Origin of the sequence: Microtetraspora malaysiensis, assembly GCF_050947145.1 — a bacterium.
GTDB classification, from domain to species: Bacteria; Actinomycetota; Actinomycetes; order Streptosporangiales; family Streptosporangiaceae; genus Microtetraspora_A; species Microtetraspora_A malaysiensis.
In genome coordinates this window covers 2,557,909-2,574,421 of the sequence record NZ_CP191998.1, presented here as the reverse complement: position 1 = coordinate 2,574,421, position 16,513 = coordinate 2,557,909, and the positions used below count along the sequence as shown (strand labels likewise).

Genomic DNA, 16,513 nt, shown 5'->3' with positions numbered 1-16,513 from the left:
TGGGAGTCTCTCGATATCAAGATATCTCGGTAGATATCTTGATATCAAATTAAATCCCCGATTGCCTCCAGAACCGGACCGCGGCGTCCCGGTGCTCGCGGGCGCGTCAGCCGACGGGAAGGTGGAACCGGTGCACGGTGCCGTACCTCTGGCCGGTGGCCAGCCGCACCTCTCCGCTCTTCTGGCCGTACACGATCGACCACTGCGTGTGGCCCTGCCGGACGTCGGCGAGCAGATCCATGGCCCGGTCGTCCGACGCCTTGCCTCCGCTGCTCTCCAGGGCCTCGCTCAGCGTCCGGTAGCGCTGATCGGCCTGGCGGCTCTCCTCCGTGGACGTCGCCAGGGTGAAGTTCGTCATGGCCTGCCACGGGCCCTCGCCGCGCCGCACCACCATCTCGCCGCCGGAGAACTCGACGACCGCCGACCGCCCCTGCGCGTCGGCGAACATGTAGTGCAGCGGCGGGCTGTCGCTGAAATCGACGTTGTACCGGCTGAAGACGGCGATCGCCTCGTCCACGGTCGCCGCCTGGTCGAGCACGAGGCGCTGGACGCGCAGGCTGCCGACGGTGCGCCGCTTGCCGTCGAAGGTCGGCTTCGCCTCGGGCACGGTGGCCATGCCCACGGCCAGTCCCTTCGCGTTCATCCCGTCGAACGGCAACAGCGGAGCGCCGAGCAGGGCCCGCCGCCCGGCGTCGGTGGTGAAGTCGGCGTCCGACCTCAGCCCGAGGTAGGACACGTCCACCATGGAGACCGAGGCGTAGCCGTCCGGCGGCGACGTGAACAGCAGCAGCGCGGGCTGGTGGTCGAAGTCGAAGTTCCGGCCGAACACCGGCGCCGCCGGGTCGCCGTGCGCCGCGAACAGCGAGCAGCCGAACGTGTCCGGTGTCAGTGTGGGCGCGGCCGTCGCCAGGCGGTCGTATCCGCCCTGGAAGGTCATCGTCCACAAGGGGTGGTCGTCCACCTTGCGCAGGGTCGCCAGCGTGGCGGCCTGCTCGCGGGACAGGGCCTCCCGCCCCGGAGACGCTCCGTTCATGCTCCTCCCAACTCCCGGCGACGGTGACAGGGCGCCGCCGTCGGCCGCGAGCGACGGCGCGGACCGCCCGGCCGGAGGAGCGCCTCCGGTCCCACAGGCGGCGAGCGCCGCGACGGCGAGCACGAGCGTGACCATGGTCCTGGAGGCGTTGCCCATGCCGCCATGATCTCCCGCCGCGCGCCGACTGTGTCGGCGAATTATCCGGTTTTTCGGGGAAATCCAGTCGCTCCTACGGGCGGACACCCGCCCCGCCGGCGCTTCCTCGACGGGACAGTCAGGCGGGCATGAGCCGCAGGCAGAGCAGGGCGACGACGGCCAGCGAGAGCGCGGGCGCGAGCACCTTCTGCTCGAACGCCTTGCCCGTCTTGAACCCGATCTTGTACGGCAGGACCCACCGGCCCTTGATCGGCCACAACACGGGGCACCCGTGCTCGGTCAGGCAGTCGCCGACGATGTGGGTCAGACAGCCGACGGCGATGGCCAGCCCGAGCCAGGCGTAGCCCACGCCCAGCAGAAGGAAGGTGGCGAAGACCCCGGCGGTGAGAAAGATGTTGACCACCGCGGACGTGAGCGTCTTCCCCGGCACCCCGATGCCGATGGCGCGCAGCGACAGACCGATCATGAGAACGACGATGACGTCGCGCCCGATCGGATAGTTGTCGGCCAGGAAGTACGTTCCGAGGCCCATCAGGATGGCGAACAGCAACGAGTGCGTGGCGTGCCGGTGCCCGCCGCTGATGGCGTTGACCCCCTTGCTCAGCCAGTAGGTGACCGGCCCGAAGGTCTGCGCGATCGTGGCGCTGGGATGGTCGAGGTCCGGCAACATGGCGGCGCCCGCGCAGACCAGCGCTCCGGCGATCAGCTCCGTCGGGCTGAGCATGTTGGTGGTCACGGAGGCGAGTTCCGGCGCGACGACGGCCGGGAGCGCGGCCAGGCCGGGCGCGACCCCGAGCCACACGACCGCCCCGCTCAGTGAGTGCGAGTGTCCCATCATGTCCAGATCACGCCTGGTAATGCTACGGGAAAGGGCCGACAAAATCGATCTTTACCGTGCGTGGCTCATGCGTGGCGCGTTCCATGGACGGAGCGGCAGGACGGATCACGCGTCGTGCTCTTCGCTCCCCCTGGCCCCGGAACGGCGCGGCCTGGAGATCGGGCGCGACCGGTCAGAACGGGGCATAAATAAAGACGGGATCGTTCCGCTCCAAGAGCACCCCCCAGCCCTCTCAGAGCAGAACAACCCCGTCTATGGGTGGCAACGCTTTGGTCTCGGGACCTGTTCCCGCGTTTTGCACCGATTTCTTGTGATCTAGGTCACGACCCCGCTGACCTGGCGAGTTCCGCCGTGGTTACGGTCCGCAAGAACGGAATCGGGAGCATCACGACCATCACGGCGAACAGCGCGAACGCCGTCCGGATCCCGAAGATCTCGGCGAGCAGTCCGCCGAGGCCCGCGCCGACCGGAAGCGTCCCCCAGCCGAGCAGCCGGGAGGCCGCGCCGTACCTTCCGAGGAGCCGGTCGGGAACGAGCGCCTGCGCGATCGTGCGGGAGTTGACCGTCCAGAGCGTGCCGCCCATCCCTCCGGCGAAGGCCGCGGCCGCCACCGCCCAGGACGCCGGGAAGATCGCGGGCACGCTCATCATGAGGAACGTCCCGACGAGGTCGGCGAAGAGCGCCCACCTGACACCCAGCAGGCGGTTGATCACGGTGACCAGCCCCGCTCCCGCCAGCCCGCCCAGCCCGATCGCACTGATCAGGAATCCGTACCCGGCGGCGTCCGTCTCCAGCACCGAGGCGGCGTAGGACGGCAGCAGCGCCAGCCACGCGCTCCATGAGGCGGCGAGCACGGCGATCGTCAACGTGAGGGTGCGCAGCAGGCGGTGCCGCCACACGAAGCCGAGCCCCTCCCGGATCTCCGCGACCACGCCGCCCGTCCCGGCGCCTTCGCCGGGACGCCGTCCCGGCGCGGCGGGAACGGGGCGGAACCGGCCGGCCAGCATGGCGATGAGCACGGCGCCCACGGCGAACGCGGCCACGACGGAGCCCAGCGCGACCGCCGTGCCCAACCCCACGAGGAGCCCGCCCACCGCGGGGCCGCAGAACTCGTTGGCCAGCGTCTCGGCCCCGGCGATCCAGGCGTTCGTCCGCGCCCGCCGCTCCGGCGGGACGGCGGCGGGCACGAGGGCGCCGCCGGCGGTGTTGGCGACGACCTCGGCGAGCCCGACGACCAGCCCGCACGCGTACAGGACGGGCAGGGAGGACGCCTGCGCCGCGACGGCGACGAGCAGACCCGCCGCGGCCGCCAGCCGGACGAGGTCGGCCCCGATGACGAGTGCGCGCCGATCCGCGCGGTCGGCGAGCACGCCCACCGGCAGCGACACGACCAGCCACGGAAGCGTGAGCGTGAGACCGACCAGCGCGACCTGGCCCGGCGAGCCGCCCAGCCCCACGGCGAGCAGCGGCAACACGATCTTCAGGACCCCGTCCGCCAGGTTGGTCATCGCGGTGAACGCGACGAGCACGACCTCGTTCCTTCGGGCCCGGGACGGTCCGCCCGGTCCGGCGACCGGCTCCGGCACCTCGGAGCGCGCCCGATCCGCGCCGCCGTTCCCCGTGCCGGATGCCCCGACTTCGTCCGTACCGGTGGCAACCGCGCCATCCTCGATCATCAACACCACCAAAATCGTTTAGATGGTGTCAGCATAGCGGCCTCGCCCCGCCGGGTCGATCCGATTCGACCCCCACCACCCGGGACCGGCCTGTCGCATTTAAGGGATTGCTCCAGTAATGTTCTCGATATATCGTTGAAGCATCGAAGAACAATCGAAGGAACGTCAGGAGACGAACGTGAACCACACGTATGCCATGAGGGGGCCATGGGCCCTCCACCACATCGGCCACGGGATGCGGGAAGCCCTCCGCGAGGCCGCGCGCCACGGCGCCGCGACCTGGAACCCCGGCCACCACGGCGGAGCGCCGCACGGCCACCACGGCCCGCAGGACGAGGGAGGGGCACACGAGCGCCGGCACCGCGGAGGACCGTGGGGGCGCGGCCCCTTCGGCGGCGGCTTCGGTCCCGGCGGCCCCTTCGGCGGCCCGGGCTTCCCGTTCGGCGGGCGCGGCTTCGGCCGGGGGCGCAAGGCCAAGCGCGGCGACGTCCGCGCCGCGATCCTCGCCCTGCTCGCGGAGGAGCCCCGCAACGGATACCAGATCATCCAGGAGATCGCCCAGCGCAGCCAGGGCGGCTGGAAGCCCAGCCCCGGCGCGGTCTACCCCGCGCTCCAGCAGCTCACCGACGAGGGCCTGGTCCGCTCCGACGAGACGGAGGGGCGCAAGACCTTCCGCCTGACCGAGGCCGGACAGACCTACATCGCCGAGCACCCGGACGAGGTCCGCGCCCCCTGGGAGGAGATGACGCCGGACATCGGCGAGAACGTGCACGAGCTGTTCGACATGTCCCGCCAGGCCGCGTCCGCGCTGTTCCAGATCGCGCACAGCGGCAGCGAGAGCCAGGTCAGCAAGGCCAGGCAGGTGCTCGCCGAGACCCGCCGCAAGCTCTACCACATCCTGGCCGACGGCGACACCGAGGACGAGTGACGCGCGGTGTCCCCTTCCTCCCACGACCGCACCGCGGGTTTCCCGCACGACGAGGTGAGGTGATCGACATGTCTTCCTCCGAGCAGCCGTCTTCTTCGCGACCGGAAAGGCCTTCGACGTCCCGGCCGGAGCCGGCACCGCGTGACGGGCTCCGCATCGGGGACCGCGAGCGCGACGAGGTGACCGCGGCGCTGCACGACGCGTTCGCCCAGGGCCGCATCACCCGCGAGGAGCTGGACGAGCGCCTCGACGCCACGCTCGCCGCGAAAACCGAGGGCGACCTGCGCCGGGTGAGCGCCGACCTGCCCGGCGGGTACGGCCGGGAGCCGGGCGGCGGACAGGAGGGAGCCCGCTGGGCTCCCGGCCACCGGGGGCGCCCCGGCGGGGCGGGCCGCCTTCCCTGGGCCGCCGACCAGCCGGAACACGGCCCGCGGGACGCCGGGACCGGCCACCGCCCGTGGACCGCGGTCGGCCCCGGCCTGGCCCCGTGGGCGGCCCGTGGACCGGGGCACAGGCCCGGCCCGTGGGGCCTCGGCCCCGCCTTGTGGAGCCGCCACGCGGCCGAGCACGACGCGGACCGTACGGCAGGCGCCGCGGCGGCCCGCCGCCGGTCGCCTTCCTGATCGTCGCGGGCCTCGTCACCGCGGCGCTGGTGTCCGGGGTGACCTGGCCGCTGTTCGCCGCGCTCAAGCTGCTCTTCTTCGCCTGGATCGCGATGGCCGTGCTCGGCTTCGCCCACCACCGCCGCTATCCCCGGCAGCACCGGCACAGCGGCCGATCCTGAACCGATCAGGTCGCTTGATCGTTGGGGCGGTCAGCCCGGGTCGGCGTGCGCCAGGCCGGCCTCGTAGGCGACGATCGCGGCCTGGACGCGGTTGTTCAGACCGAGCCGGAGCAGGATCGCGCTGACGTGGGACTTGACGGTGCCCTCCGAGAGGAAGAGCTCGCGGCCGATGTCCTGGTTGGACAGGCCCCTGCCGACGAGGGCGAGCACCTCGCGCTCGCGCGGCGTCAGCGTCTCCACGTGCCTGCGTGCGGTGTCCGCCCTGGAGAGCCGGCCGCCGCCCAGGCGCGCGATGACCTTCTGCGCGATCCTCGGCGACAGGTACGCCGCGCCGTCGGCGACCGCCCGCACCCCGATGATCAGCTCGCGCGGGTCTGCGGCCTTGAGCAGGAAACCGGCGGCCCCCTCGGCGAGCGCTCGGGAGACGTACTCGTCCTCGTCGAACGTGGTCAGCACGATGATCGCGACGTCGGGTACGGCGGCGCGCAGCTCAGTGACGGCGGACAGGCCGTCGAGCCGGGGCATGCGGATGTCGAGCATCGCGATGTCGGGCCGGTGCGCGCGCACCAGCTCGACCGCCTCGCGCCCGTCCGCGGCCTCGGCGACCACCTCGATCTCCGGGTCCGTGGTCAGGATCGACCGCACCCCTACTCGGATCATGGGCTCGTCGTCGGCCAGCACCACCCGGATCACCGACTCACCTCGCTTTCTCCCTGGCCGCTTGGCACGCTTGGAAACCGTGCCGTCACGGCGAACCCACCCTCGTGCGGTCCGGCGCGCAGCGTGCCGCCGAGCAGCCGTACCCGCTCGCGCAGACCCGCCAGGCCGCTGCCGCCGCCGGGCGGCCCGGGCTCGTGGCGAGCCACGGAGTTGCGCACCGTGACCGCGACCGCCCGGGCGGACCGCTCGACGTGGACGAGCACGTCCGCGCCGGGCGCGTGCCGGGCGGCGTTGGTCAGCGACTCCTGCACCACCCGGTGGACGGCCCTGTCCACCAGGGGAGGCAGCGCCACCGGCTCCCCGTCGTGCCGGAACTCGACCGCCATCCCGGCGTCGCGCGCGCGATCCACCAGTGCCTCGACGGTCTCGTCCGGCGGCTGAGTCGGCGTCCGGCTCGCCACGTCGCCCGCCCCTCCGGTCACGTCCGCGGGGGCGGCGCCGGTCTCCCGCAGCACTCCGACCGTACGGCGGAGCCGGTCGGTCGCGGTGACCGCGGACGCCCGCAGTCGTGCCACCGCCTCCCGGTTCGGCTCGGTCATGTCGGCGGCGAGTTCCAGCGCTCCGGCGCGCAGCGCGATCAGCGCCAGTTCGTGTCCGAGCGAGTCGTGCATGTCGGCGGCGATGCGGGCGCGTTCCCGGAGCCGGGCGCGTTCGGCGATCAGCTCCTGCTCGCGTTCGAGCCGGGCGACCCGTTCCCGGCCCGCCAGCACCAGTTCGGCCTGCTGCCGCCGGAAGCGTCCGGCGAGCCACGGCAGCACCACGAAGAGGCCGAGGGCCATCAGTGCCGTGACGCCCTCCCAGAAGTCCAGCACGACGAAGACCGCCCCGGGCGTCGCGGCGACGGCAAGCAGCAGCCAGTCGCGCCGTTCGGGCAGGTGACGTCCATGGAGGTAGGCGGCGACGGCCAGCACGGCGAACAGAAGCTGCCGCCACGGCGGGACGTCGTCGAGGCGCAGCCCGTTGACGACGCTGATCTCGGCGATCACCGCCAGGATCACACGGTTTCTCACCGCGATGAGACTACCGATCGCGATTCGCGCAGTCTGAGCAGCCGCGTCACGACGGTGGCCGCGCCCGCCGCGGCCGCGACGGCGAAGGTGATCGTCATGGGCGCGGCGGAGTAGGTGAGCTGCTCCCAGGTGACGGTCCGGCCGTTCATCAGGAACGAGATCAGGTCCCGGTACAGCGCGAACAGCAGCACCGGCAGCAGCGCCGGGACCAGGCGCAGCCCGACCCGCCACGCGGGACTCCCCGTGCGCCGGCTCGCCCAGCGGCGCGACCGCAGCACGCCGAGCACGCCCAGCCCCGCCGCGGCCAGCGCGATCAGGCCCAGGACCAGTTCGGCCTGCTGCCGGACGCCGCCCGGCACCTCCGGGGTCCTGCCCCGGCTCATCGCCACGAGCCCGGTGAGCACGTCGTAGACGTCGTCGTAGAGGCCGGCGCCGTTGGTCATGACGGCGAAGCCGTACCCCGTGTCCGGAGCGATCGCCTCCACGGCGGTGTACGTGAACAGGTTGCCCGAGTGCACGAGCAGGTCGGCGCCGTCCACCGTCTCCCGGCCCCAGCCCATGCCGTAGTCGCGTACGCCCGAGGAGGTGTGCATGGTCGTCAGGCTCTCCGGCCGCACCAGCTGTGCGCCGGCGCCGTTCTGGCTGATCAGCCATTTGCCCATGTCGGCCGCGTCGGTGATGACGCCACCCGCGCCGCCGCCGTAGAGGAAGGCGCGCAGCTCCGGCCGCGGCACCCAGGCCCCGAACAGTGAGTTGAACCCCTTGGACGGCCTGACCTCCTGATCGCCGACGGCGCTGCCGGTCATGCCGAGCGGCCCGAAGACGCGCTGCTTCATGTACGCGCCGAAGCTCATGCCGCCCGCGACCTCGACCAGCCGGGCGGCCACCTCGTAGTTGACGTTGCAGTACGCCCAGCGGGTGCCGGGGTCGGCGGCCAGGGTGCCGCCGCGCAGCGCGGCCACGTAGCCGGCGAGGGTCGTCGCGGACTCCGCCGCGCGGATGTCGACGGTGCCGTCGGAGATGCCCGAGGTCTGGTTCAGCAGGTGCCGCAGCGTGATGCCGCGGGCTCGCGGGTCGGCCAGGCGGAACTCGGGCAGTTGCTCGGCGACCGGCTCGTCCAGTGAGAGCCTGCCGTCGTCGACCAGGGTCATGACGGCCATGGCGGTGAACGACTTGCTGAGCGAGGCGACGCGCATCGGGGTGCTCTCGGTGACGGGCCGGCCCGCCGAGTCGTGCCCGTACCCGGCGGCGTGCACGATCTTCCCGTTGTGGGTCACGACGACGGACATCCCGGGCAGCGCCGTGGATTCCATGGCCTTGCCGAGGTAGGCGTCGATGGCGGCCGGGGACGGCTCACCGCCCACGGGCGCGGTCAGCCGAGATACGGCGGTGGCCGCGGTGGGGGCCACGGCGAGGGACAAGGTCAAGGGGGACACGAGGGACACGGCGAGGGACGCGGCCAGGCCGGTCCGCCGGGCGAAGGTGATGAGCTTTCGTTTCACGGAAGGAGACGCTAGAAATCGGCCGCCTCCGAAAGATCCGGCGATCCGCCACAACCACCCCTGACGAAAGTAGGGTCCGGCGCCCGGGACGGCCCGGGCTCCCGAAGCTCCGGAGCGCAGCGGTCACGTAGGGCTCGGATTCGAGGCGTAGTCGTCACTGGTCATGTCTGGCCTGACAAGCCCCCGCGAATAGTCACTTAGTTGACTATTCGCATATATGGGTACATCACGTGCTACGTTCAGGGCGTGTCGTTGCGCAATGCCGTCTTGGCCGTGCTCCTGGAGGGTGAGGCATCCGGGTACGACCTGGCCAAGAGCTTCGATGCGTCGGTGGCCAATTTCTGGATGGCCACCCCCCAGCAGCTCTACCGAGAGCTGGAGAAGATGGCGGCCGACGGGCTGATCCGAGGCCGGGTCGTTCAGCAGGACCGTCGTCCCAACAAGCGGTTGTTCTCCCTGACCGAGGCCGGCCGCCGCGCTCTGCACGCGTTCACCGCCGCGCCGCCGCACCCCGGCGCGATCCGCGACGAGCTCATGGTGCAGGTCCAGGCGGTCGACGCGGGTGACGTCGAAGCCGTCAAGAACGCCCTCCGTGAACGCATGAGCTGGGCCGAAGCCAAGATCGCCCGCTTCGAACGCCTCCGCGCACGCCTCCTGAACGGCCGCACCGAGGAGGAACACCTCACGCAGGCCGACCGCATCGGCCCGTACCTGACCCTGCTCCGCGGCCTGGCGTTCGAACGCGAGAACGTCCGCTGGATCCGCCAGGCCGTGGCCATCCTCGATCACCGCACCAACATCCCCGCGGAGTAGCCATGCCGTACCAGCGTTATGTCGCAATCGGCGACAGCCAGACCGAGGGTCTCAACGACGGCGCCGAAAAGACCGGTTACCGGGGCTGGGCCGACCGCCTGGCCGAGATCCTCGCCACCCACCACCCGGACTTCCGGTACGCCAACCTCGCCGTCCGGGGGCGCCTCGCCGCCCAGATCAGAACCGAACAGGCCGAAGCCGCCCTCGCGCTGAACCCCGACCTGATCACCGTCATGGCGGGCATGAACGACCTGGTCCGCCCTGGCTTCGACGCCACCGCCGTGGCGGCCGACCTGGAGGCCATGCTGAAGGCGTTGACGGCCTCCGGCGCGACCGTGGTCACCTTCACCTTTCCCGACGTCGCCAAAATCGCGCCGCTGGCCCGCCACCTGCGTCCCAAGGTCATCGACTTCAACGACCGCATTCGCGTCATGGCCGAACGGCACGGCGCCACCCTGGTCGACACCTTCCACCAGCCGATCACCACAGATCCGCGCCTGTGGAGCGATGACCGCATTCACGCGACCCCACTCGGTCACGCGCGCATAGCCGCGGCCGTCGCGGATGCCCTGAAGGTCCCCGGCGCCGACCCGAATTGGGCCGATCCCCTCCCACCGCTCCCGCCCATGCCGATATGGCGACGCGCGGGGGTCGAACTCGCCTGGGCCGGCGCCTTCCTGGGGCCGTGGATCCTCCGCCGCATCCAAGGCCGCTCCTCCGGCGACGGCCGCACTGCCAAACGCCCCGAAATGCAGCCCGTCACCAGCGCGAGCCTGCGATGAAGATCGGTCGTTTCGTACCACCTCACCCCGCTCGGTCACCGGCACGAGGCGGAAACCCACAGCCGTAGAACATCGCGGTCCCCTGCGATGGCCTTGCCGTGACACACTCCGGGGGATGCCCCGAGTGTGGTTTAACCGCGTGAAGGAGTGCGCCCCATGGAGATCTTCCCGGACATCCCGCTGGAGGCCTGGGCCGACAGCAAGGCGACGGTCCACAGGTTCGCCCAGATCGTGGGCAAGGTACGGCTGGCCGCGGGCGTCCGCCGCAACCACTGGTGGAACGTGCCCTTCCACCTGACCGGGCGGGGCACCACCACGCGCCCGATGGGCGGCCTGGACGACCGGACGCCCGTTTTCGCCATCGACTTCGACTTCGTCGATCACCGGCTCGTGGTGAACGTCATCGACGGACGCACCGCCTCGTTCTCCATGCCCGGCCACTCGGTCGCGTCGTTCTACCACGAGCTGTTCGGCGAGCTGAACCGGCTCGGCATCGACGTGCCCATCCGGGCGACGCCGTTCGATCTTGAAGACCACATCCCCTTCGCCGAGGACACCGTCCACCGGGCGTACGACACGACCATGGTGACCCGCTACTGGCAGGTGCTCAGCCAGGTCGCCCAGGTGCTCGAACTCTATGCGGCGGGCTTCTCCGGGAAGATCAGCCCGGTCCACCATTTCTGGCACACCTTCGACATCGCGGTCACCCGATTCTCCGAGCGCCGCGTGGACCAGGAGCCGCAGGTCGACGTGGTGACCCGCGAGGCGTACTCACGAGAGGTGATCAGCGCGGGGTTCTGGTTCGGCGACCCCGACGTGCCCGAACCGGCGTTCTACTCCTATACGGCGCCGGAACCGCCGGGGTTGGAGAAGGAGCCGCTCCGCCCTCCCGAGGCGCGGTGGAAGCCGCTGCGGGGCAGCCATCTGGCGATCCTGCGCTACGCGGACGCCCGTGCCGCCGCCGATCCGCGCGGGACCGTGCTCGACTTCCTGCGCAGCGCGTACGAGGCGGGCGCCCGGCAGGCCGGATGGGACGTCGCGGCCACCTACTGCCCCGGAGGCGTCACCGATCCGGTCGCGCTGCGCGCTGAAGGGCAGGCCCCACCGGAACGCCCGGCATGACGAAAGCCCCTGTCACCTCCCCGAGCAAGAGGTGACAGGGGCCGTGTCCCGGCCGCGGCGGGCACGCGCGCCCGCTGATGAGTGGTTCAGTCCCGGCGCGCGGGCAGTTCGGGCCGTTCGTCGGTCCAGTCGACCACCTGGTACGAGGTGGAGTGGCGGAGCTCCGCCTGCCGCCCGTTCGCGAGCGTGGTGGTGTTCGTCCTCACCTGGGCGAGAAGCCGGCCGGCGCCGGGATCGACCACGAGCCGGATCTCGGTGAACAGGCCCGGCTCCGCCTCCTCCTGATAGCTGAGTGCCTGCCCGCGCCGGCCCAGCGGGTCTGTCGCCTCCCCCTCAGCTCGCATGTCGGGCAGGGATGCCAGGATCCGGTACGCGGACGCACGAGCCTCGGGCGAGACGGGCAGGCCGCTGATGACGTCCACGCACGCTTGCCGAAGGTGCTGCACCATCACCTCCTTCACGTCCACCGCGGAATCGGGGTCCGCTGTCAGCTGCCGGGTGATGCGCTCTTCCAGGTAGCTCCGGAGCTTCTCGGGCTCGCCCGGGATCGCGCGCAACTCCTTCCAGGTGATCGGTTGGGCCGTCAGAATGCCGCCCGTGCCCTTCCAACCACCGCGGAGCCGTGTGGCGCTCCGCTCCCCCGCCGCCGCCGTCAGCGGCTCGGACGGAACAGCGAAAAGCTGTTCGTTCATGTCCTTGGGATATCGCCAGCCGGTGGGCGCCCCCGCAGCCCGCCAAGCCGCCTCGTCCTGCGGAGTCGCGGGCTTGGCGCCGCGATACTGATCGATCCACCAGCTCCGCAGCTCCGGCCGTTCCGCCAGCCACGACTCCCTCGACCGGTTGGCCTCGATCACATAGCTGCGGGTGGGGTCGGTCAACATCCACTGTGTGACCGTCGTGGTACGCCAGTAGTCACCGCTCGCCCGCTCCTTCTCCGCCGCGACGGCCGCCGCGAGCAGGATCTGCCGGGCGGTCGGTTCGGCCGTCGCGGACGACGTGCCGGGCTGAGGCACGATGGAGATCGTGCTGTCAGACAGCATGGCTGGGGCGATGACCGCTACCGCGGCAGCCATCGCCAGGCTCAGCCCGACGCCGACCAACCGGCCCCGCCGCCTCTTCCGCATAGGTTCAAGGTCGGCGACCGTGGTGGTCGCGGTCGCCTCGGCGAGCAGCCGGGAGCGGCCCTCCGCGATCGCGTCGAGTGGGGGTTCATGCGACCCCAGCAGGTGGACGACCGCGTCCACGTGGCGCGGCTCGACCAGAGGACGGGAGCCCTGGCCATCATGCAACTCATCCATCAGATCCTCCAGATTCGGCAGTGATGTCACCCAGCGCCGCGCGCAGCCTTCTGCGCACCCGGTGGAGCCGGGAAGCCACGGTGCCCAAGGGGGTGCCGAGGGCCTGCGCGATCTCCTCGTAGCTGAGATCGCCGTACGCGACGAGAAGCAGCGCGTCTCGCTCGCCGTCGGGCAGCCCGCTGAGCTCTGTGGCGAGCCGGCGCTGTGCGGCTGCCGCGGTCACCCGCGCCGCCACGCGGTCGGCGTGCCCGCTCTCGGCGTGACTCTCCAGCGGCATCCTGGCCAGGGCTTCAAGTCTCCGGGTCTCGCTGCGGCGATGATCGGCGAGGAGGTTGGTGGCGATCCCGTACAACCAGCCGCGTACAACGCCACGATCAGGATCGAAGCTATGTCGCTTGCGGAACGCGACGAGAAAGGTCTCGGAGGCCAGATCGTCGGCGGCCTGCGGTCCGATCCGCGCAGCGATGTAGCGATAGACCTCACTGAAGTAGCGGTCGTACAGCGCGGCGAAGGACTCCGGCCGATGCCGTGACTGCTCGATGAGCACGGCGTCGTCAAGTCTCTCGGGCGTATTGGGGGGAGCGGTCATCCGCATGGCGTCCCTTCTTCCAGGTACACCATTAGTCCGTCGCAGAGCCCGATCCACTTCTCAGCCGTGCGGTGACCGCCGACGCAGGGGTGTTGACCGGCGCAGCGTCAGATAGGCCGGCGCAGCAGGCGCATCTGGGCCGTGATGCCGTCCAGGGTCCAGCGCGCGTTCAGCCCGCTCGGGTTGGGCAGCACCCACACCTCGCTGCCCGCGATCTCCTCGTCCTGCGGGCCGATCGCGGCCCTGCGCCGCCCGAACGCGAGCCGGTACGCGGAGACCCCGGCGACGGCCAGGACCCTCGGGCGGACCTCCGCGACCAGGCGGGCGAGCCGCTCGGCGCCCTGGCGCAGCTCCTCGGCCGTGAGCTCCTCGGCGCGTGCGGTCGCCCGGGGCGCCAGGTTGGTGATGCCGAGGCCGTACCCGGGGAGCAGGTGCTGCTCGTACGGCGCGAGCCTGCGCGGCACGAGGCCGGACAGGTGGAGCGCGGGCCAGAACCGGTTTCCCGGCCGGGCGAAGTGGTGTCCCGTCGCGGCCGAGTAGAGGCTGGGGTTGATCCCGCAGAAGAGCACGTCGAGATCCGGCCCGAGCACGTCGTCGATCACGGCGTCCCGCGCCGCTTCGAGATCGGCGGGCGTGGGCGGCGGAACGGGAGGCACCCTCCGATGCTAGCCAGTGCCCCTCCCGTCAGTTTTTGCCCGGGAAAACCCTGCCGGTCACGGCACGGCCCGGAAGCCGAGGGTGCTCATGTGCACTCCTCGCCGGCCGTGGAGATCCGGGCGGCTGCCCCGGTGAACGGTGCGCAGGCCGATGCTTTCGGCGAGCGTGATGGTCTCCTCGGCGGTGACGTCGAACATGTGCCGTCCCGCCGGGATCGGCCCGTGCCGCAGGATTATGATCACGATGCCGTCGGGAGCGAGAAGACCGGCGATACTCGCCATCGCCCGTTCCCGTTCCGGGCGGTCGAGGTGCATCCAGACGGCGGTGAGCAGGACGAGGTCGAACTCGCGGTCGGAGCCACCGAGTCGCGCCAGGTCCGGGAGGTGGTCGTCGATCCATTCGATGGGCTGGTCCGCGTGGAGCCGCTGCCCGTGCCCGCGCATTTCCGGGGTCGGCTCGACGGCCACGACCCGGTGACCCAGCGCGGCGAGCGCGGCGGCGTCACGTCCGGTCCCGGCCCCGATATCCAGAACGCGGCTGGGCTGGGCGGGAAACAGCTGGATCGTGTCCCCATGCACCTCGGAGAACGTAACGCCTTCGTACTGTTCGGCGAGGACGTCCGCTTCGTTGCGATACCCGGCGATTCCCGGGATCTGCTGGCTCACTGTTCCTCCAGAAGTTTGGGTAGCTTGCGCATGTCGTCGAAGACGGTGGTGCCGGGTCCGTCGAGCCAGGCGGCGGGGGTGAGCCCGCCGGCGTAACCGAAGGCGCGCATACCTGCCGCCCGAGCGGCCTGGACGCCGTAACGGCTGTCCTCGACGACCACACAACGGGACGGCGCGACGCCCATCCGCGCCGCGGCGAACAGGAACAGATCGGGCGCGGGCTTGCCCCTGGCGACCTCGGTCGCGCTGAAGATCCGCCCGTCGAACCGGTGATACAGGCCGGTACGACCGAGAGTGTGCCGCATCTTGTCGTGACCGCCGCTGGACGCCACACAGCTCGGCAACGTGATGGCGTCCAGCGCCTCGACGATCCCGTCCACGGGGGCCAGCCCGGCCTCCACCGCCTCGTGATGCAGCCGCCGGAAACGGCTCTCGGCCTCCCTCGTGAGCTCAGGGCCGAGCCGCTCCTCGACCATCTCGTTGATGGAAGCCGTCGACCGCCCGACGAACAACGTGGTCACCTCGGCCTCGCTGATCGGCCAGCCCAGCTCCGTCAGCACCGCGGAATGCGTACGGACGGCGATGGGCTCGCTGTCCACCAGCACCCCGTCACAGTCAAAGATCACCAGATCGACCGAATTGATCACACGGGCACGGTACAGGAGGCTCGCCAATCCGGAAGAACTCCACAAATCCCCCAGGATCAACGATGTTCGTCCCTGGTTTTCCTGGATGTCAGGATCACGATCTCGCGTGTTGGTCCGCTACCGGCACCCTCACCGTCGACATATGCATTGCCGACGAGGAGCACGTGACATGCGCTTCAGATCTTCGTACCGCCGGGCCTCCGTGCTTGGGGCGGCCCTCGCCGTCTCCGTCGGGGCCGGTGCCGCCGTGGCGCCGGTCGCACTCGCCGCACCCGGTGCCCGGCCGTCGTTCTGCAACCACGACAATCGCAGCACGCCGTTCGCGCAGTACCTGTGTGCCAAGCCCGATGACCTGCTCGATGTCCGCATCGGTGACGTGCACCCGACCCAGCCGTCGCTGGGTTATGACGAGGTGTACTACAAGCTCGGCCGCTACACCCTCGGCAAGGACGCGATCAACAAGAAGTTCGACGACTGGTGCGAGGCCGATGGCCGGGTAGCGGCGGCGTCGGTGTCGCCCGGCGCGCACCTGAACGACCCGTCCTCGTTCACGTGCCAGCTCGCGGTCGGCGCGGAGACGGCGGACAGCATCGCCGCCATGAAGACCGTCGTCATCGGCCCCGGTGGCGAGCCGTTCCTCACCGACGGGCACCACACGCTCACCTCCTTCATCGAGACCCCCGACGGCGGTGCCGGCCTGCACGTGCGGCTGCGGGTACAGGCCAACCTGAGCACCCTCACCCGTCAGGACTTCTGGAACCAGATGCGGGCGCACAAGTGGGTGTGGCTGCGTGACCCCAACGGCAAGCCGGTCACCGTGAACAAGTTGCCGACCGGCGTGGGGCTGGCCAACTTCACCGACGACAAGTACCGCAGCCTGCTCTACTTCGGCCGCGACATCGGCTACGCGCAGAACGGGCTGCCGTTCCAGGAGTTCTACTGGGGCAGCTGGGTCCGCGACACCAAGCCGATCGACCTGGCCAAGTGGAACCAGAACGACCACGGCAGCTACCTGGCCACCGTCAAGGCGCTGACGGAGAAGATTGCCGCGTTGCCCAAGAACACCACCGTCGACAACGGCTTCACCGCCACCGAGCTCGGCGCGCTGGACCAGTGGAACGGCGGCAAGGCCGCCGACAAGGGCGAGTTCGACAAGCTGAGCAAGCCGTACTCCGACGCCAAGCCCGGCAAGCTGGCCTACACGCTGGAGTACAAGCGGGTCCACAACCTGCGCTGAGACCTGCGGGACACGCCACGGCCCTGAAGGAGATGGGCTGCCCCTCCCCACCCCTT

18 protein-coding genes are annotated in these 16,513 nt (G+C 70.7%); 7 read left to right on the top strand and 11 right to left on the bottom strand.

From position 1 onward, the window contains the following. Window positions 1-106: 106 nt before the first annotated feature. The 3 genes from ACQP1V_RS12410 to ACQP1V_RS12400 form a co-directional block, all read right to left on the bottom strand. A complete protein-coding gene (locus tag ACQP1V_RS12410) occupies window positions 107-1,189 on the bottom strand; it encodes a carcinine hydrolase/isopenicillin-N N-acyltransferase family protein (RefSeq protein ID WP_433422195.1) in 1,083 nt (360 codons plus the stop codon). A 118-nt stretch (window positions 1,190-1,307) separates the two neighbouring features. Then, entirely contained in the window at window positions 1,308-2,027 is a 720-nt protein-coding gene (locus tag ACQP1V_RS12405) for a metal-dependent hydrolase (protein WP_433422192.1), read from the bottom strand. A 320-nt stretch (window positions 2,028-2,347) separates the two neighbouring features. Beyond that, window positions 2,348-3,703, bottom strand: a complete 1,356-nt coding sequence (locus tag ACQP1V_RS12400; RefSeq protein ID WP_433422189.1) for an MFS transporter — start codon at window positions 3,701-3,703, stop codon at window positions 2,348-2,350. 178 nt (window positions 3,704-3,881) lie between these two features. Here ACQP1V_RS12400 and ACQP1V_RS12395 point away from each other — a divergent pair, with 178 nt between their 5' ends. From ACQP1V_RS12395 to ACQP1V_RS12385, 3 genes are all read left to right on the top strand, one after another. Then, the gene (locus ACQP1V_RS12395) at window positions 3,882-4,631 is read left to right on the top strand and encodes a PadR family transcriptional regulator (RefSeq protein WP_387414865.1); all 750 of its coding nucleotides are present in this window, start codon (window positions 3,882-3,884) and stop codon (window positions 4,629-4,631) included. Between the two features lie 68 nt (window positions 4,632-4,699). Continuing rightward, entirely contained in the window at window positions 4,700-5,254 is a 555-nt protein-coding gene (locus ACQP1V_RS12390) for a DUF1707 SHOCT-like domain-containing protein (protein ID WP_433422185.1), read from the top strand. A 38-nt stretch (window positions 5,255-5,292) separates the two neighbouring features. After that, entirely contained in the window at window positions 5,293-5,415 is a 123-nt protein-coding gene (locus ACQP1V_RS12385; protein ID WP_433422183.1) for a hypothetical protein, read from the top strand. A gap of 30 nt (window positions 5,416-5,445) precedes the next feature. Here the strand turns inward: ACQP1V_RS12385 and ACQP1V_RS12380 are convergent, their stop codons facing one another. Genes ACQP1V_RS12380 through ACQP1V_RS12370 form a run of 3 tightly spaced genes read right to left on the bottom strand, consistent with a single transcriptional unit; the run spans window position 5,446 to window position 8,647 of the window. Continuing rightward, entirely contained in the window at window positions 5,446-6,108 is a 663-nt protein-coding gene (locus ACQP1V_RS12380) for a response regulator (protein WP_067131215.1), read from the bottom strand. Next, complete coding sequence (locus tag ACQP1V_RS12375) at window positions 6,105-7,145, bottom strand: sensor histidine kinase (RefSeq protein WP_433422180.1); 1,041 nt, start codon at window positions 7,143-7,145, stop codon at window positions 6,105-6,107. Before ACQP1V_RS12375 ends, ACQP1V_RS12380 begins: the two co-directional genes overlap by 4 nt. Further along, window positions 7,142-8,647 carry a serine hydrolase domain-containing protein gene (locus ACQP1V_RS12370; protein ID WP_433422177.1) on the bottom strand — a complete coding sequence of 502 codons (1,506 nt, stop codon included), beginning with the start codon at window positions 8,645-8,647 and terminating at the stop codon, window positions 7,142-7,144. Before ACQP1V_RS12370 ends, ACQP1V_RS12375 begins: the two co-directional genes overlap by 4 nt. 246 nt (window positions 8,648-8,893) lie before the next feature. Here ACQP1V_RS12370 and ACQP1V_RS12365 point away from each other — a divergent pair, with 246 nt between their 5' ends. The 3 genes from ACQP1V_RS12365 to ACQP1V_RS12355 all read left to right on the top strand — a co-directional run bounded on the left by ACQP1V_RS12365 (window position 8,894) and on the right by ACQP1V_RS12355 (window position 11,364). After that, window positions 8,894-9,460: a PadR family transcriptional regulator gene (locus ACQP1V_RS12365; protein ID WP_433422175.1), complete on the top strand. Its 567-nt coding sequence runs from the start codon at window positions 8,894-8,896 to the stop codon at window positions 9,458-9,460. A 2-nt stretch (window positions 9,461-9,462) separates the two neighbouring features. After that, window positions 9,463-10,242: an SGNH/GDSL hydrolase family protein gene (locus ACQP1V_RS12360; protein ID WP_433422172.1), complete on the top strand. Its 780-nt coding sequence runs from the start codon at window positions 9,463-9,465 to the stop codon at window positions 10,240-10,242. 156 nt (window positions 10,243-10,398) lie between these two features. Further along, window positions 10,399-11,364 carry a DUF5996 family protein gene (locus tag ACQP1V_RS12355; protein ID WP_433422169.1) on the top strand — a complete coding sequence of 322 codons (966 nt, stop codon included), beginning with the start codon at window positions 10,399-10,401 and terminating at the stop codon, window positions 11,362-11,364. A gap of 86 nt (window positions 11,365-11,450) precedes the next feature. Here the strand turns inward: ACQP1V_RS12355 and ACQP1V_RS12350 are convergent, their stop codons facing one another. The 5 genes from ACQP1V_RS12350 to ACQP1V_RS12330 all read right to left on the bottom strand — a co-directional run bounded on the left by ACQP1V_RS12350 (window position 11,451) and on the right by ACQP1V_RS12330 (window position 15,220). Beyond that, on the bottom strand, window positions 11,451-12,662 hold the full coding sequence (locus ACQP1V_RS12350; RefSeq protein WP_433422166.1) for a CU044_5270 family protein: 1,212 nt from the start codon (window positions 12,660-12,662) through the stop codon (window positions 11,451-11,453). Continuing rightward, window positions 12,655-13,251: an RNA polymerase sigma factor gene (locus ACQP1V_RS12345; protein ID WP_433422163.1), complete on the bottom strand. Its 597-nt coding sequence runs from the start codon at window positions 13,249-13,251 to the stop codon at window positions 12,655-12,657. Before ACQP1V_RS12345 ends, ACQP1V_RS12350 begins: the two co-directional genes overlap by 8 nt. Before the next feature lie 107 nt (window positions 13,252-13,358). Then, a complete protein-coding gene (mug, locus tag ACQP1V_RS12340; RefSeq protein ID WP_433422160.1) occupies window positions 13,359-13,907 on the bottom strand; it encodes a G/U mismatch-specific DNA glycosylase in 549 nt (182 codons plus the stop codon). A gap of 57 nt (window positions 13,908-13,964) precedes the next feature. Then, window positions 13,965-14,573, bottom strand: a complete 609-nt coding sequence (locus ACQP1V_RS12335) for a class I SAM-dependent methyltransferase (protein WP_433422157.1) — start codon at window positions 14,571-14,573, stop codon at window positions 13,965-13,967. Continuing rightward, window positions 14,570-15,220 (bottom strand): HAD family hydrolase, encoded by a 651-nt coding sequence (locus tag ACQP1V_RS12330; protein ID WP_387414886.1) that lies wholly within the window; start codon window positions 15,218-15,220, stop codon window positions 14,570-14,572. Before ACQP1V_RS12330 ends, ACQP1V_RS12335 begins: the two co-directional genes overlap by 4 nt. A 169-nt stretch (window positions 15,221-15,389) precedes the next feature. Here ACQP1V_RS12330 and ACQP1V_RS12325 point away from each other — a divergent pair, with 169 nt between their 5' ends. Next, complete coding sequence (locus ACQP1V_RS12325; protein ID WP_433422154.1) at window positions 15,390-16,457, top strand: ParB-like protein; 1,068 nt, start codon at window positions 15,390-15,392, stop codon at window positions 16,455-16,457. The last annotated feature ends 56 nt before the right edge of the window (window positions 16,458-16,513 follow it).

What these genes read in the sequence shown, in the direction of transcription:
- ACQP1V_RS12410 (WP_433422195.1), bottom strand. Translation starts at nt 1,189, where the DNA reads ATGGGCAACGCCTCCAGGACCATGGTCACGCTCGTGCTCGCCGTCGCG.
- ACQP1V_RS12405 (WP_433422192.1), bottom strand. Translation starts at nt 2,027, where the DNA reads ATGATGGGACACTCGCACTCACTGAGCGGGGCGGTCGTGTGGCTCGGG.
- ACQP1V_RS12400 (WP_433422189.1), bottom strand. Translation starts at nt 3,703, where the DNA reads ATGATCGAGGATGGCGCGGTTGCCACCGGTACGGACGAAGTCGGGGCA.
- ACQP1V_RS12390 (WP_433422185.1), top strand. Translation starts at nt 4,700, where the DNA reads ATGTCTTCCTCCGAGCAGCCGTCTTCTTCGCGACCGGAAAGGCCTTCG.
- ACQP1V_RS12360 (WP_433422172.1), top strand. Translation starts at nt 9,463, where the DNA reads ATGCCGTACCAGCGTTATGTCGCAATCGGCGACAGCCAGACCGAGGGT.
- ACQP1V_RS12355 (WP_433422169.1), top strand. Translation starts at nt 10,399, where the DNA reads ATGGAGATCTTCCCGGACATCCCGCTGGAGGCCTGGGCCGACAGCAAG.
- ACQP1V_RS12350 (WP_433422166.1), bottom strand. Translation starts at nt 12,662, where the DNA reads ATGGATGAGTTGCATGATGGCCAGGGCTCCCGTCCTCTGGTCGAGCCG.
- ACQP1V_RS12345 (WP_433422163.1), bottom strand. Translation starts at nt 13,251, where the DNA reads ATGACCGCTCCCCCCAATACGCCCGAGAGACTTGACGACGCCGTGCTC.
- ACQP1V_RS12325 (WP_433422154.1), top strand. Translation starts at nt 15,390, where the DNA reads ATGCGCTTCAGATCTTCGTACCGCCGGGCCTCCGTGCTTGGGGCGGCC.